The sequence below is a fragment of the Deminuibacter soli genome (assembly GCF_003412455.1).
Lineage (GTDB): Bacteria > Bacteroidota > Bacteroidia > Chitinophagales > Chitinophagaceae > Deminuibacter > Deminuibacter soli.
In genome coordinates this window covers 1-16229 of sequence record NZ_QTJU01000007.1, presented here as the reverse complement: position 1 = coordinate 16229, position 16229 = coordinate 1, and the positions used below count along the sequence as shown (strand labels likewise).

The window sequence follows — 16229 nt, the reverse complement described above, 5'->3', positions numbered from 1 at the left end:
CAGCAGAACAGCTCATACCGATACATGATAAGCCTTTTATTAAACTAAAAAAGCAATGGAGGCAATTGATGTGCAGAGCGCACCTTACTTAAAGAATGTGTTTCGGGATAACAGAAGCAGTTTATGGTTGACATACAAAACAGGGATTAGCGATTGATGTAATTCCAGCAAAAAAAAGAAAAAGATCCCGGATAAACAATAGTGAAAACACCAATGTACATATTAAAAACACCATCTACCCGGATAATCAGTACCTGTAGATTGTAATCTATTGACAATAACAGGCTTACCGGCAGAAAAAGGCCATAACACAACCGGGGATATTTTATGCAATCGCTTCTCCCGGCAATGGTAAGGGTGTTTTACTGCATATACTGCCCAATCCCCTGCCCGAACGACCAGTTATCGCCTGAATTCTCCGACAACACGATAATCACGTCGTTTATACTGAAACCGGTATTCGCTGCAATGGCGCCGGCAATCGCCTTGTACAGGGCCTTTTTTAAATCGGGCGAACGGCCTTCCCTGGCAGTGATGTGTACATACACCAGCTTCGCGGAATGTTGTATACCCAAATAGCTGTCGGCATAAAACAAGTCCTCTGCAGGAACTGTACGCACCACCTGGAAAAAATCATCCTGCGGAATCCTGAATACATTTACCAGGCTTTCATGCACAGCGGCAGACAAGGCTTTTTTCTCTTCAGCTACAGTTCCTTCCGGAATAAAAATCTGTACAAATGGCATAGATGTTTTTTATCCCGGTAAAGATAAGACAATCATGTTGCAGGGACAGGTAACACCAGTCATTACTACTGATCATTTCAACTATCCGGGCATGACTGCATGCGCTTTATCTGCACCCGTTTTGCGCAATATTGCACTACCGCATTGTGCAACAAAGCATAGCCGTAACTTATTCGCTGCTATAGCATTTTTTCACACAACTATTTCTTAATTTAAACTGTTGATCAAAAAATTTCCATTGCCGGGAGATTGCTTGCCCTTCTGCTATATCGTTTTTCTCTGGAAGCCTGGCTTCCGGGCAACACTTGCCGGGTTATCTTAACCATAACATCAAACAGCTTACCCATATCCACTCTCCCAAACAAAACTCTAACTACTATGACGACCAAAGTAAAAACACTGCTAACGGTTGCTGCTATGTTATGCGCCCTGCTTGCCTTATGTAAGAACACCGCACAGGCGCAGATTAACTGGCCACAAAATCAGTTGCTGCCATCCTTTCCAACAACTGCCACTAACCAGGATTTATTTACCTTAAACGAAAAATCATGGCGATGGGAAGGCGAAGGGGCATCGCTCAGTCACCACACCGGCCGGTTGGAAACAGATGGCTGGCTTTGCCAAACCGGTATAGATGCAGCCAATCAACACATGATCTTCGGCCCTTACGACACCAGTTTAACTGCCGGACCCAATGTTGCAGAATTCAGGATGAAGATTGACAACAACACTGCCAACAACGATTCTGTTGTAGACATTGATGTACGTGATGCTGCCACCGGCGCTACGCTTGCGTTTCAGGCTGTAACACGCCAGCAGTTCACCGTTGCATCCAACTACACCAGTTTCAACCTGCCCTTTACCATGCCGGTTGATCACCACCCAATTGAGTTGCGCGTTTTCTGGCGTGGCGCTGCTTACATTAAAGTAGATTATGTAGCCGTACGCCAGGATAATACGGCAGAGATGTACTTATTTTCTTCACTGAAAGGTGTGGTGAACAGAACCCGGCCGCGTATCTTTTCCTATGAAGGCGATGCTTTTGCAGAAGGCCCTTATGCATGGCCGCAATCACTGGGTTTAACCTGGACGGAATATGCCAACCGCTGGGACCTGGTAACCAAGTACAAAAGCGAAATATCCGGCCTGATTGTTTATGACCCCGCACAGATACATACAGTTAACCTGGCCACTACACTATCCAAAGACAAAAAGGCCCTGGTGGTATCACCCACCCTGTTGTCACGCTTAACAGCTGCGCCGTATAACTTCCCGGTATTGGTTGACCTTCGCAACCAGTTTACCAGCAAGCTGCAGGTATACCAAACGCTGTACAATACATACTGGCCATCTATAGATCACCGCATGTTAATCGGGTTAAGTCCTGACGCGCACCGCGCCGGCTTACGCGAATATGCAGCAGCGCTGGGCGCCGCGGTTATCTGGCTCGATCCCAATGTAGCTGCTGAAAGCACGCTGTTGAACAGCTTTCTGTCATCTATGCCGCCAAGCGCCACATTTATGGGTTGGTGGCCTGAAGAAGGTTCCGGCATTACACGCGCATCCAGCTATGGCATTGCCACGGTTGCCAGCGACTATTCTACCAACCTCACCGTGCACAGCGGTATGTCAAGAACAGTAAATGTAAAACCTATACCTGCCAAACCCACTTTGCAGAACAAAATATACGTAGCGTTTATCTTAAGCGATGGCGATAACCTGCAGTATGTAGAACACCTGATGCGCAAGCTATGGGCCAACCCCGATCGCGGATCTGTACCCATGGGCTGGACTTTATCACCTGCTATGCTCGATGCTATGCCGGGTGCCCTGAATTATTTTCACCAGAGTTCTACCGATAACGACAACCTTATTTCAGGACCCTCAGGTTATGGTTATGCGTATCCCAATAATTTCCCCAACGCAACCAGCCTCGACCAATATGTTGCCAAAACAGAAGACTACACCAAACGCGCAGGCTTTAAAGTAGTAACTGTGTGGAACACCATTACCGGTGGCATTAACCAGAATGTAGGTGAAGCCTTTGCAGCCAATGCACCGTCATTACTGGGTTTAACGGCACAGAATACCGGCGGGCCGCTTACCGTATACAGCAATTCATTACCTGGCCAGCCGCTTTCATGTAACTACTGTACAGGTGAGCAGGCTATGGAAGATGCGATAGCCTCCGCTTCTTCGGGCTGGAATGGCACCAGCCCGCGTTTTGTAATTATACAGGCGCAACCCTGGACAGACGTTAAGCCCACCAATTTTAAAAACGTAATGAACTCACTCGATGCCAATCACATTGTAGTACGCCCGGATCACCTGTTTCAGCTGATGCGTGAAGCGAATGGCCTGCCTGTTAACCCGGGTGTTAGTTATGGCACTGATATTACCGATCTCGGCGGCACAGTAAGCGCACAATACCAAACCGGTTCACCCGCAGGCGAGGAATACACCAATCTTACCGACAACAATGCCAATACCAAGTATCTCACGTTTAATGCATCGGGCTGGATACAATACCAGGCAAGTACCAACTATGTGGTAAAAAGTTATACCATCACTTCAGCCAATGATTCACCGGAGCGTGACCCGCTGAACTGGACTTTGCAGGGTTCTACCAATGGTTCTACCTGGACCACTATTGACACCCGCACCAATCAGGATTTCCCGCATCGCTTCCAGAAAAGGATTTTCAATTTCACCAATACCGCGGCCTACAACTATTACCGTTTCAACTTAACCAATAACAGCGGCACCATTTTGCAGCTCGCAGAGATTGAGTTATTCGGTCAGGCACCGGGCAGCGGCGCACGCATCGGTAATATTATTGCCGCCAAAGCAACAGATTCAGTAAAGGTGACCACTGATGCAAAGGCTGTTTCTATTTATCCCAACCCGGCCAACAACCGGCTTTATATAAAAGGATTACTTCAACCCACACAACTGGAAGTGTACAATAACAACGGCCAGCGCATGCTTTCCGCCAAAGGCACATCGGTTGATGTAGGTAAATTAACACCAGGCATGTACTTTCTTAAAATAAGAGACGGGCAAAAAACAAAAAGCTACAAATTCATCAAGCAATAAAAAAAAGCGGGCTCCGGCCCGCTTTTTTGTTCCGGGTTTCTTGTTTTACGTTTATCATGGCCGGTAAAAACTATCTGCAAAAGTCACTGGTTGTATTCCAGTTTGCACTGGCATCGTTTTTAATCATCGCCACATTGGCTATCTTTTTACAGTTCAATTATCTTACTAAACAAAGCCTGGGTTACGATGACAACAATTAAATCACAGTTAACAAGCCCGGCATGACGCGCAGTGAAGCAGCATTATTCAAGATGGCTTTGATGAAGAATGCTACCATCATTATGGCAACTTGTAAATGGCTGCCTAAAGCCCCCCATCAGACGTATGAACTTATGGGCAAAATAAGGCCCCCTAACTACAGGTGTTGAGTAAATTGAATCTCTTTTTCCAACGAATGAACTGCCAGGGACAATCGATGAACATACCTATCTTTCTGCCTTGATCAACTGCCTTAACGAGAAAATCCGCTGCGTCTTGCTCGGTGCGTAACCATTTCTGCCAAAGATTCCAAAGGTCTAAAAACGGCCTCAGCTGGTTTTACAGTGATACCAACATCCAAATATGGATGTTTATAGAAAATCGTATTGTCAACAATCCGGTAAGTGGTCAATTATGACATATCCATTTACTAAGCCATTAGATTTCGAAATTACGCTGTCCGAATCGTAAAAGTGATACCAGAATTGGGGCACGTATAACGATAGGCTCGCTCCCCGATTACTGATGTACAGCCGTCGCTTTGACCACATTATAATAAATTCGCTGCAAAAGCGTCATGTCTTTTGTTATGATAATCGCCTTTGCCTTTAACCCTTCCCTATACACAATATTGCGCTTATTGTTTGTGACCAGTCCGTGGCTCAGCTGCACAGTCGCCAAAAAACCGCTATCGCTGGGCAGGTTTGAAATATAGTTCAACCTTCCCTGTAATACCCCATTTTCCTCAAATGGATAAGCATCGAGCCTTAATTGTACACTAAGACCAGTATCAATCTTTCCAAAATTCGCTTGTGGTAAATACAGCTCAGCGTAAATATCGATGTTATTGGGGGTGATGAAACAAATTTGCTTTCCCGAACGCAGGTATTGATTCTCTTGTAGCGGGGCCGTGAACATAATAATCCCATCTATCGGTGCAATTAAGATGAAGTTTTTCTTCCAGGTATCAACATGACTTTTCAAAGACAACAACGACTGCCGAAATACAGACAGCTCCTCATTCTTATCGTGCTCAAGCTGGTCAAGATCTTTTCGCTTCGCTCTGGCCTGGGCATCAAGTGCTAATAACGAAGCATCCAATTGAGGAATCAGTAATTTTTTATTATCCAATTTGCTCTCTTCTCCCCTGAATTCGTCTTTCGATATTACTTTCTGTTCAAAGAGCACTTTCTTCATCCTGTAGGACTCCTCCGCCAGCTGAAGATCATGCTCTGTGAGCTGCCTTTGTTGAAGGACCATAGCTCTATTCGCGTCCATCGACACTAAATCACGATCGACCACCGCCTTTTTTCTTTGGTAAAAGCCATTGAGCACGTAGTCATTAAACAACTGCAAAGCGGTAGTGTATGCCTTATATTCATCTTGTAGTTCCCCAAGATCAATGTAATTTGTATGATATAGCCCTGCCAATCTTTCAAAGTCCCCCTTATTTAAAAGGGCGATACTGCTATCAAGCATTTTAGATAGTTCGAGAATCTGCTGATGACTCCCTGTACATTCAACCCATCCAATTACCTCGCCCGAATGAACCTGTTGATTGCTTTGCACAAAGAGTTTTGTAAGCCTACCGTCCTGGTGAACTACAACCTCCTTGGCAGAATTCGATGAGGTTAAATTAGCCTTCGCCTCGATAGTATCGGGATAACTTATCAGTCCCGTAGCGCCAAACAAACAAACAAGTACAACTAATAGTACCAATAGCGCCCATTTCTCCAGGAAAGAAGGCTGATGCGAAATAATCTCTTGCGCCATATCCGATCGCTGATACAACCCTTCATCAATTACTACATCCCTCACAGCCTGTATCTCATCGTTTTGATCAATTGTAATGCTCATATAGGTTAACTTTTAGCGGCAATAAATTACTGGTAACGTTAAGATCCAAGTTCTAATTGGTTTTTCACTAATTCATAGTAACGCCCCCGTTTGCTACTTAATGTCTTGTGATTACCTTCCTCGACAACCTTACCCCGGTGTAGAACAACAATCTTATCTGCATTCTTCACGGTGCTCAGGCGATGAGCTACAATTACAACAGTGCGTCCTTCAAAAAATGCACTTAAATTTTCAACAATACATTTTTCATTCTCAGCATCAAGGGAATTGGTAGCTTCATCAAAAAACAGATACTCTGGATTTATATAAGCGGCTCTTGCAATAAGCAATCGCTGTTTTTGCCCTTGACTTAACCCTGTTCCGTCAATCCCCAATTTAGTGTCAAAACCATTTGGCAAAGTCTCAATAAACGCGAGTATATTGGCTATCTTACAACATTTTATCAACCTTAAGTGGTCCACAAATTCGTCCCCCAATGCGACATTCCGCGCGATGGTATCATTAAAAATATAGCCATCTTGCAATACCGAGCCACACTGGCTTCTCCAAAATGAGGGACTCAAATACCTAAAATTATTTCCTCCAACATCGATATGTCCTTGGTATTGATCGTAGACCTTGAGTAGCAACTTGAGTAAGGTAGTCTTACCACTGCCACTTACGCCGACTATTGCCGTAACTTTCCCTGCAGGTATCGTAAGAGAAATGTTATCCAAGACAGGTTGGTGCACCGCTCCAGGATAAGCAAAAGAAACAGACTCGATATGTATTGATTTATCATCGGGTAAATAACGGGTAAATGTTTTTCCAGCGGGCTCTTCGGAATCCATAAGGTGGATTTCATTTAGGCGCTCCATGCTAATTTTTGTATCCTGAACGCTTTGAACAAGTCCAATAAACTGCTCTATCGGGCTACTCATCTGTCCGATGATATATTGTATGGCTAACATCGCCCCAAAGGTTAGTGTCCCCTCAACCACCATTCGGGCAACTAAAAAGCTGATCAAAATATCCTTACCGTGAGAGATAAAAACAGCACCGGCAGATTGCAATTGGCTGTAGTTCAGATTGCGAAAATTGAGCTTTAGTACCTTGGATTGAATATTTTCCCATTCCCACCTTTTTAACCTTTCAGCTCGGTTTAATTTTATGTCCTGCATCCCCTGAATCAACTGTAGGGTAGCAGTATTTTCATAGGAGGACAGGTGAAAAGTTTGATAGTTAATTTTTCTCCTTATGCGTAAAAATAGCTGTATCCAGATAAAGTAAAAAAGATTCCCAACGGTAAATACCAAAAAAAGAGATGAGTTGTAAAACACAAGCACGATACTGTACACAACAAAGTTGAGCATCGAAAACAAAGTGGTAATAGCTTGCCCGGTAAGAAACGATTCAATTGTTTTATTGTCATTGATGCGTTGTAGTGTGTCCCCTACTTGCCTTGAATCAAAATAAGAAAGAGGAAGATTGGTAAGCTTAATCCAAAAGTCCGATAGAATAGAAATATTGAGGCTATTAGCTATTCTCAACTGAAGTCTACTTCTAATGAAGGAAACGAACGTGCTGCTCAAAGTCAAGGTTAGTTGAGCGACAAGCACAATAGTGATATACTGCATATTTCGGGTATTAATACCCGTATCGACCATTGTCTGTGTTAAAAAGGGGAAAATAAGCTGTAAGAGGGACGCGACCAGCAAGGTTACAACAACCTGAAAAACCTGCCAACGCTGTGGATGCAAATATCGGGAAATAACACCCCAATTCAATGCCTTTGCCTTATCGCCTTCTTGTTCGTAGAATGCTGGCGTAGGCTCCAGTATCAAGGCTGAACCGACATCGCCAACACCTTCCAACTTACTTGAAACCCATTTTTGTAGAAACTCCTCTTTTGTAAAATTTACCAAACCCGCTTTCGGGTCTGCAACTGAAATCCTTTTGCTTGATGCTGAAATCAGCACCACAAAATGATTTTGATTCCAATGGAGGATTGCGGGAACAGGAAGTTGGAGTAATTTTTCAAACGGAACCCTGACACCCCTTGATCTAAAGCAAAATTTCTCGGCAGCCTCACTTATATCAAATAGCGTCGCACCTTGCCTGCCAAAATTCATCTGCTTCCGGATAGTCTCACTAGTGAAATGCTTTCCGTAATATCTAGCTATCATTCTTAAACAGGTTGGACCGCAGTCCATCGCGTTAAGTTGCTTGTAAAAAGTAAATGGCATGAAGAATCGTTGTATAGACATGATTGTTACTGAAAGATAAATAAACTCACATAGTATTATGTGAAACAAAAAATTAAAATTTTGCTCAATAATTTTTTTTTTGAAAACATATTTTATATTTGAATATAGTATGTAAGCTGCTTCATCATTGAATAAGATCAACGAAAGTATCATTACAGCTATCGTCACAGCATCCCACAATCACTATCTACCTTACACGCACCGGTTTCTACCCGCGCAACCTATAAGACATTATAATAACCTAGCCATATGCTTGCTAATCTGGAAGACCCCCGCTTCGCGGAGGCAAACGCCATTGCGGTCACGCGACACTTATTAAGACTGTTGAAGATAAAACTATCAAATTCAACGCTGGTGCGCTCTTTAGAAGAGCATCCAGCATTCCCTAGCCTGTTGAGCATTAGCGATGTTTTATCAAATCATCGAATTGACAATCTAGCCGCGAAGTTTGACCGAAATAACTTTCTAATAATACCTACTCCATTTATCTCTCAAATCATTGTTCGAAATGGCACCGCACCGTTTACCATTGTCGATGAAACAACCGATGAGCAAGTACATTTCTTGGACCCCGAAACCTCGTTATGGTCCTGGTGTGAAAGAGATGCTTTTATAGGGCGTTGCACGATGATTGTACTCGCGGCTGAACCTTCGGATGAATCCGGAGAGGTTGACTACGAAAAAAAAATAGCGGCGGAACGAAGAAAAAGGCTTGCTCAAGTCTCCGCGATACTTCTGCTGCCAATTGCGACAACCATTTTGGCTGTTTATACGCTTGTCACGCAAGGCCTGTCGGTTACCATACCCGTCCTAAACACCATGCTATCGGTCTTTGGCCTTTTTGTTACTTCATTGCTGCTATCGCACAACCGAAGTGAGATAGGCCAAATGTTGCGCCAGGTATGTAGCATCAATGAGAAAACCGACTGCCACGCGATTCTACATTCCAATGCTGCCCATATTGCTGGCTTCAGCTGGAGTGAAATAGGCTTCTCCTATTTTGTAGGTACGCTACTATTACTCACTTTCAAGGGTCTGACAAATCCCCAGGTAGGGGCATTATTAAGTTGGATGTCGATTTTCTCCCTACCCTTTATAGGCTATTCAATATTCTATCAGTGGCGCATTGTACGGCGCTGGTGTGTCTTGTGCCTTTGTACACAAGCGATTTTGCTACTACAATTTACTTTGAATTGCATCACGAATCTCCCATCCTGGAACCAACATTCTTTCACAATCTTTAACATCGACATGATGGTCACGGCGGGGCTAGGTTACTTACTACCACTAATTGTAACGACTACCCTTATAAGACTCGACAAAAACGCTAGAGAGGGCCAGGCAAGTAAAATGGAATTAATCAGAATGCAACGAAATAGCGAGATTTTTCAGGCCCTGCTAATGAGACAAAAGCGGTTAACAGAAGATCCAGGGAGCATGGGAATAGTGATTGGAAATCCCAATGGCAAGCATAAACTGATTAAAGTCTGCAATCCATATTGCGGTCCCTGCGCCGAATCGCATTCTTCGTTACATCAGCTCGTCGAATCTATACCTGACCTCCAACTCCGTATAATATTCACGGCATCTAGTGCACCCGAAGATTCTAAAGCCGAACCCGTTAAGCATATTTTAGCGATCGCGGAAAAAAATGATGAGCACTTGCTCAACAAAGCATTGGATGATTGGTACCTAGCGGAAAAAAGGGATTATGCAGCATTCGCAGAAAAATATCCGATGCGAGAAGAATTGAATGATTCTGCATTAGTCGACAAGATAACAATGATGCACAGCTGGTGCGAAAAAATTAAGGTTGATTTCACGCCTTCCTTTTTTGTAAATATTCCTTCCGATGCTGCCGGCGACGAGTCATTTTACGAATTACCTCCCCAGTATAAAATCAACGATCTAAAATATTTTTTTGAAGGTTAATTCAAGAAGCAATGTTTTTTCTTCACCAAATCAATAACAATGAAAAAAGCATCACTAAAATCAGTCGCGCTAAGCGCCAACGAGCTGCTTACGAGGGAAGAGATGAAATTAGTCAGTGGCGGAAGTTCTGGCGGAGGCTGTGCATCTGGACCATGCACAATTGACATTCAGACACCAAACGGAAGCTGGCTACCAATGAGTGGAAATTGTAGTATTGGACTTCTCCAGGGAACATTTTACACCTTTTGCTATTGCGAAACTGGACTGGGTCCGATAAACATCACGAGCAATGGCGGTGTAAGCAGGTGTACCAATTAGTTCTTTTTCCGCAGGGTGTCGTTACAATTTGAGTTTGATTCTTTAAAACAGGGCGACACCATTATGTGATACTGCGCGATTCACTATCACCTTCAAATAAAATCACAACAATGAAAAATGCAAGGTTGAAAGCAGTTTCACTCAACGCGAGTGAACTTCTGACAAAAGAAGAAATGAAACAGGTTTCTGGAGGCAGCTCCGGCGGCGGTTGCTCTTCTGGCCCCTGCACGCTCACCATTCAAGGGTCCAACGGTAGTTGGGCAACATGGTCGGGCTCCTGCAGTTCTACAGCAATTTTGGGTACGGACTTCTTCCAGTGCTATTGCGAGACAGGCCTCGGCCCTGTGAACGTAACAAGCAATGGAGGGGTAAGCAGGTGCGGTAACTTCGGTTAAATCTAAAGGCTAAAATATACCTGGTATATTTTAGCCTTCAAATATGACTATAAATATTAGCTATATGGCATTCACCGAAACACTAATCAATCTTCTTTCGGATCGCAACCACTGGGCACGTAGATCAACGGTATTGCTCTATACAGCAGTGATACTTACAATATTCGCAGGACTTTCATGCAAGACAAATATGGGCGGAGAAATGAAAATAACCGGACATTTAAGCGGATTACCTGATGGTCATATATACCTACTGGACCAAAACCGTAAAATTGTAGACTCTTCGGCCACGGCAGACGGCAATTTTGAACTTGCAGTGCGCCGAAGTATGTATCAGGAACCACCCTACCTGACGCTGGAGCATCGAGATAAAAATGGCCATAAAAGAATGTTCAATTTCGTTACGAATAAGCTAAAAAATGGCGGAGGTTTACATTCCCAGTTTTTCATGTTGGAGGATACAAGTGATATCCAGATAACCGGAGCGTTAAAAGACTTCACGCCCAAAGATTTTGTTCTCCCCGATTCAGTGAAATTGGTGTATCCGGAAGATCCCATACATGCTGGCAAGCAAACCGCAGTGCTGTACAACATCTCTTTTGAATTTGATCGCATGACGGATAGCACCTTCCAACGCATCAAGAGTTGGGTAAAAAAGTATCCCTACTCCTATTATTTGCTGTACGAACTGAATAAAAATCAGGGTAGCCTATCAAACCCACAGGTACAAAGTTTACTCAATGATTTCAACCCAGAGCTGCGCAAGTCTGCTACTGCGCAAGAAATCGCCAAGAGAATTACCGCAAGAGAAGAACAAAAACTTGGGATAAAAACCAAATTGGAAAACACTAGTGGATCGCTGCAGCCTGCACTTGATCCATCCAAAGAGCTAAATGTGTTAATTCTCTGGGCCTCCTGGTGCGGTCCATGTCGGATGGAGATTAAGGAACTGAAGCCACTGTACGAACAATTTTCTAAAAACAGCCATGTGCGATTTGTTTCCGTGTCTATTGACCAAAATAAAAAAGATTGGCAAAAAGCGGTGGATGAAGAAAAAATGCCCTGGGAACAGATGTGGTTGCCCTCGAATTTAGCTGCTTACAGTCGGGAGATATTCGGTTTTAACGGAACGATACCTGCAACCTTGTTTGTAGATAACAAGGGAAATGTGTTTAAACGCTTTTCAGGATACGCTCCGGGGGTAAAAGATGAATATACCGCCGAAATAAAACGTTATCTGGATAGTAGCGGACTGGCAATGAAATAGAGATATTTTAATCACTGGCCCAATAACTATTTAAGTGCATGAGAATAGTACAAACTTTTTGGTCTTCCGGTAAGGACTGGAAGACCTACAATTTTGGATGGGATTCCCCCAAATTTCACCTGATGGGATGGGCATTGAGTTGCCTTAAACTTAAAGAATTCTATCCTGACGTCCATTTGTATACCGACACTGCAGGTGCTGAACTACTTATAAACAGGCTCAATCTCCCCTATACGGCAGTGCATATTTCCCACGATGACCTAAACCATGCATTCAGCACACACTGGGCAATCTCTAAAATCAAGACCTATGCTTTGCAGGAAAAGCCATTTTTGCACGTTGATGCAGATGTGTTCATCTTTGATAAGTTTGCAGATAAACTAGAAAAAGCTGGTCTGGTTATGCAGAATTTTGAAATGGGCACAGCCGTCTACAGGAAGCTGACGGATACGGTCTACAGCAACCTGTGTAGTGTTCCAGCTTATCTGGACACAGACCTTTGCAAAAACGCTATCCCATCCTGCAATGCCGGAATATTTGGCGGCCATGATTTAGATTTTATTCGGGAGTATACGAACGTTGCAACCAATTTTTTTGAGGACAATGTCGCAGCTTTTCCAAACGATATTGCCGATGGCTTCAATATTATTTGTGAACAGATTCTCTTTCATTCCCTTTGTTCAAATAGAAATAAGCAGATAACTTATCTTTTTGACAAACAGTATCAAGACGATGGGTATGTGATGCATGAGTTTGCCGATTTCGCGCTAACACCTACGAAATTAAAATACCTCCACTTAATTGGTAAACACAAAAGAACCAAAGACATTGTCGAGCTAATGGCGCGAACGCTACTGAAAGAGTATCCAGCTTATTTTTATAAAATATTGGAAGCGTTCGATGATGAACACAAATATTATCAAGCAAGAATGGCAAAAGACAACACTGCTGCGCAGCCGCAATCTGGCGCACTCCCCATTTACCAAAGACGACATTCAATCACGCACATCAAAGACAAAGAGCATTGGGGTGCATTTCCAAGGAATAGTAAAAACGAGACGACAAAAGAGCAACATTTTATTAAAGAATTACAAAAATACGAGACCCAGCTGAGCGAATTAACCAAATCCTGGAAACAGGTTCCGGGCAAGGACCTGTTGGAAATGGAAACTAGCTCCCTTGCACAATTTGAATTCTTTTTACTGCCCCTTTCAGAGCAAAATACATTTTTCATCAGCAGGCATCCTTGGCTTGATACAATTGAAAGTCCTTTCAACTGGTATATGCCTATCGAAAGCATGGATGGTCAACTCAAAGAAGAAGATAAGGAAGTGATCATCGCCTGCACTCCGGAAATATTTTATCATGAATGCAGGGAAGTCGTCATTGATGAACTAGAATATAATATCCTGGCGCTGCTGGATAAAGCAATAACGTTTGCTGACCTCTTGCGACAAGTGCACGAACTTTTCCCTTCCGACAACCCGAATAATGGCCCGGATGAAGTCCTAATTCTAACGCTTATAAAAATAAGGCGGCTTTTGGCTAATAAATTTATCTCTATTTTCAAACCGGTAGAAAACTAAAGCTGAGGCCTTCCAAAACTCAAGGGTGATTAAGGGCCTTCCTAAATCGGCAGCATTGAAGCCTCAATGTCTCATACAGTCCTTGAATATACATTCGCTATAAACTAATCCAATTGGTTGCACACTTGCCTATATTCGCAGGAATACGCTAATTTTCAGCCCGTCTATACGAAAAGATGATTTATCACAAACAGGCAATCGAACTTATCAGCCGTTTAAGGGCCCAATTCTCCGTTCAAATCATTAAAAACAATAGCCCCTTTCATAACAAAGCGGCTGAGCTCTTGCCGGAAGAAGATCATTTCCGCCTCGACATTATGTTGAGGAATTCTGTTTATCGGGAGGAGATTGTCGGTGCGACTTACCAAGAGCTAACCCTCACGCTAGAAAAAGAAACACTGATAGCAAACGATGTGTATATACTTCAGGCAAGCGGCCCCTCAGCCACTGCCCAGGTGGGAAACCTGGCCTCGGCTGGTTTTAAACCAAAGGGTAACTACTATTTTCGGCTGCTGATGCCTTTGCAAGAACAGATATATCTTCATTACAGCCTGGAAGAACGCCACTTCGAATCAGACCTTGGCTTTATTTCACGACTCGGAACCGCAGCTGTAATAAACGGCGAAGAATTGACAATATGTACATTTCCGGTCGAGGATAAATGGTACCTTTCTATCGAATCCCCTGCAAAACAGGATCTTGACAGCTTCGCGGATAAGGCTTTTGCAGTCCTGTGCGGTTTGGGCTTTATAAGCGGTCATTTAGCGGGTGAACAAGGCTGGTATTTCGCCTATGCCAATCCGGAGATGCGAGAAATAGTCGGCTGGCAGTTCTGGCAAAAAAGAAAAACCATCAGAACCATCTACAAGCCGGTATATACGAACCCATATGCGTTTAAAGATATTCCCAAACATATACAAGACGATTTCCATGAGCAAAACAGGCTTAGAACCATTAGCCTGCCAGAGTTTTCAAAACTCTGCGAACATTTGTATCACAACGCTTCCCTGCGCGGGGCAATTATTCTAACGCTGGAGTCGTTGACTGGCAGCCTGATACTGATGCCCGCCGGTTTATCGGTTGTTTTGGAAACGCTTTCTGATGTTATTTTGGGCGATAAAAAGCTGGATTTAAAACCCATACAGACAGAAAGATTGAAGAAAGAGATATTGGGAGAATTTAGGAACACGCTTTCTAAGTTTCAGGAAGCACTGGGGCCTGATGGCTATAATATTCTGCGTGGCAAAATCGATAACATCAACCAACCGACCAATAGAACAAGGCTCACCGCGCCATTCGAGGCCGTTGGTATTAAACTATCGCAGGAAGATTTCAAAATGTTAAACGCACGTAATGATTTTCTCCATGGCCGCACGATAGATCTCGCTAAACTCGGTGAAGATCGTAGCGACGACAAAAAAGACCAGGACACTTATTATGCGGCAACCCGGCTCTATACGCTTATTAGTATGTTGATTTTAAGATGGGTGGGATATGATAACTATGTCGTCAATCATTGCGTCACGCAAAACCAAATCGCGCAGCTCGATATTACAGAAGACGCGTTTCGAGCACTATCGTAGCACTGGAAATATGCAGGGAAACATTGCAGCAGCATGCAAATAAAAATAACAATCGGGGCAAAATACTTCCAAATAAATGCTGCGCCAGTAGTAGGGTCAGTGCCCCCTACCGATTACAATTAGGGACGAGAGAAATATGTCCCGGCACCTATGTTTTTAAAATGAATCACCCAGGAAACAGGCTGAATGGCATAAATTAGGACCTCAATAAAGAATCACATGCCCATGCATGAACTATTGTCGGAATGGTACAATAAGGCGATTCTTCATTCCAGCGACCTACATATCATACGCCCTATAGAAAAAAACAAAATTGAATTTATCAGGGGCACGCTCCTACGATATTTTCCAGCCAAATATTCTCAGTTAAAGGAAAAGCAAGAAATATCCCTGGAAAAATTAATTGGTTAAAATCCTTATTACTGTCGCCAGGCCATTTGGGAAGTGTAAAAGCGTTGTATGAGGTTTGCCTATTGATCAGTTATTGCAAGGCCAAAGCGCACGAACTTTGGGAAGAATTCTCAAGTTGCGAGCTACTCTCCAATGGTAACTTTGCAATAGACATGTGCGATAGACTTGTTTTTCGAATTACGTCGAACAAAAAAGTCCATGCCAAATGTGCTCATGACAATTCATTTTGAGTTTGATTAATGCTGTTTGCTTCGATTCCTGCATCGCGCCTGGTTGAGCAGGCTTTCTTGATATACCAAACAGCATCAAACACCAACAAAATGAACGGTCCATTCAGTTGACAGTGAGGTTATTAGGAGGAACTCTTGAGTAATTCCTTGAGCAAATTTAAATGCTCAAAGTGCTCAAGGAATTACTCACATTCAGAATGGTTCTACTTGATATAAATGATGAAGACTGTAAACGAAAAGAGGCTGTCTCAAAAGATGAAGTGCCCCCTTAAAGTTAGACGCTTTTAGGGGGCACTTCAAGAAAGAGGCAGCCTCATTTTGTTTTTATAGTTATACACCTGATCTGGATATTTTTTCGTTGCAG

9 protein-coding genes are annotated in these 16229 nt (G+C 43.3%); 6 read left to right on the top strand and 3 right to left on the bottom strand.

All coding sequences use genetic code 11. The features are described from left to right. Positions 1 to 362 precede the first annotated feature (362 nt). Positions 363 to 746, bottom strand: a complete 384-nt coding sequence (locus DXN05_RS17300) for a tautomerase family protein (RefSeq protein WP_116848538.1) — start codon at positions 744 to 746, stop codon at positions 363 to 365. 378 nt (positions 747 to 1124) lie between these two features. Between DXN05_RS17300 and DXN05_RS17295 the strand changes: the two genes are divergently transcribed. Both DXN05_RS17295 and DXN05_RS24740 read left to right on the top strand, forming a co-directional pair. Then, positions 1125 to 3842: a T9SS type A sorting domain-containing protein gene (locus tag DXN05_RS17295; RefSeq protein WP_116848537.1), complete on the top strand. Its 2718-nt coding sequence runs from the start codon at positions 1125 to 1127 to the stop codon at positions 3840 to 3842. A gap of 56 nt (positions 3843 to 3898) precedes the next feature. Beyond that, positions 3899 to 4042: a hypothetical protein gene (locus DXN05_RS24740; protein ID WP_158559292.1), complete on the top strand. Its 144-nt coding sequence runs from the start codon at positions 3899 to 3901 to the stop codon at positions 4040 to 4042. 517 nt (positions 4043 to 4559) lie between these two features. Here the strand turns inward: DXN05_RS24740 and DXN05_RS17290 are convergent. Then, positions 4560 to 5897 (bottom strand): HlyD family secretion protein, encoded by a 1338-nt coding sequence (locus DXN05_RS17290; RefSeq protein ID WP_116848536.1) that lies wholly within the window; start codon positions 5895 to 5897, stop codon positions 4560 to 4562. A 38-nt stretch (positions 5898 to 5935) separates the two neighbouring features. Further along, positions 5936 to 8122 (bottom strand): peptidase domain-containing ABC transporter, encoded by a 2187-nt coding sequence (locus DXN05_RS17285; RefSeq protein WP_116848744.1) that lies wholly within the window; start codon positions 8120 to 8122, stop codon positions 5936 to 5938. A 270-nt stretch (positions 8123 to 8392) separates the two neighbouring features. Between DXN05_RS17285 and DXN05_RS17280 the strand changes: the two genes are divergently transcribed. From DXN05_RS17280 to DXN05_RS17260, 4 genes are all read left to right on the top strand, one after another. Continuing rightward, positions 8393 to 10075: a vitamin K epoxide reductase family protein gene (locus tag DXN05_RS17280; protein ID WP_116848535.1), complete on the top strand. Its 1683-nt coding sequence runs from the start codon at positions 8393 to 8395 to the stop codon at positions 10073 to 10075. Between the two features lie 777 nt (positions 10076 to 10852). Beyond that, on the top strand, positions 10853 to 12055 hold the full coding sequence (locus DXN05_RS17270; RefSeq protein ID WP_158559291.1) for a TlpA disulfide reductase family protein: 1203 nt from the start codon (positions 10853 to 10855) through the stop codon (positions 12053 to 12055). Positions 12056 to 12093: 38 nt separating this feature from the next. Continuing rightward, entirely contained in the window at positions 12094 to 13641 is a 1548-nt protein-coding gene (locus DXN05_RS17265) for a DUF6734 family protein (RefSeq protein WP_116848533.1), read from the top strand. A 176-nt stretch (positions 13642 to 13817) separates the two neighbouring features. Next, positions 13818 to 15224 carry a hypothetical protein gene (locus DXN05_RS17260; protein WP_116848532.1) on the top strand — a complete coding sequence of 469 codons (1407 nt, stop codon included), beginning with the start codon at positions 13818 to 13820 and terminating at the stop codon, positions 15222 to 15224. Positions 15225 to 16229: the final 1005 nt, after the last annotated feature.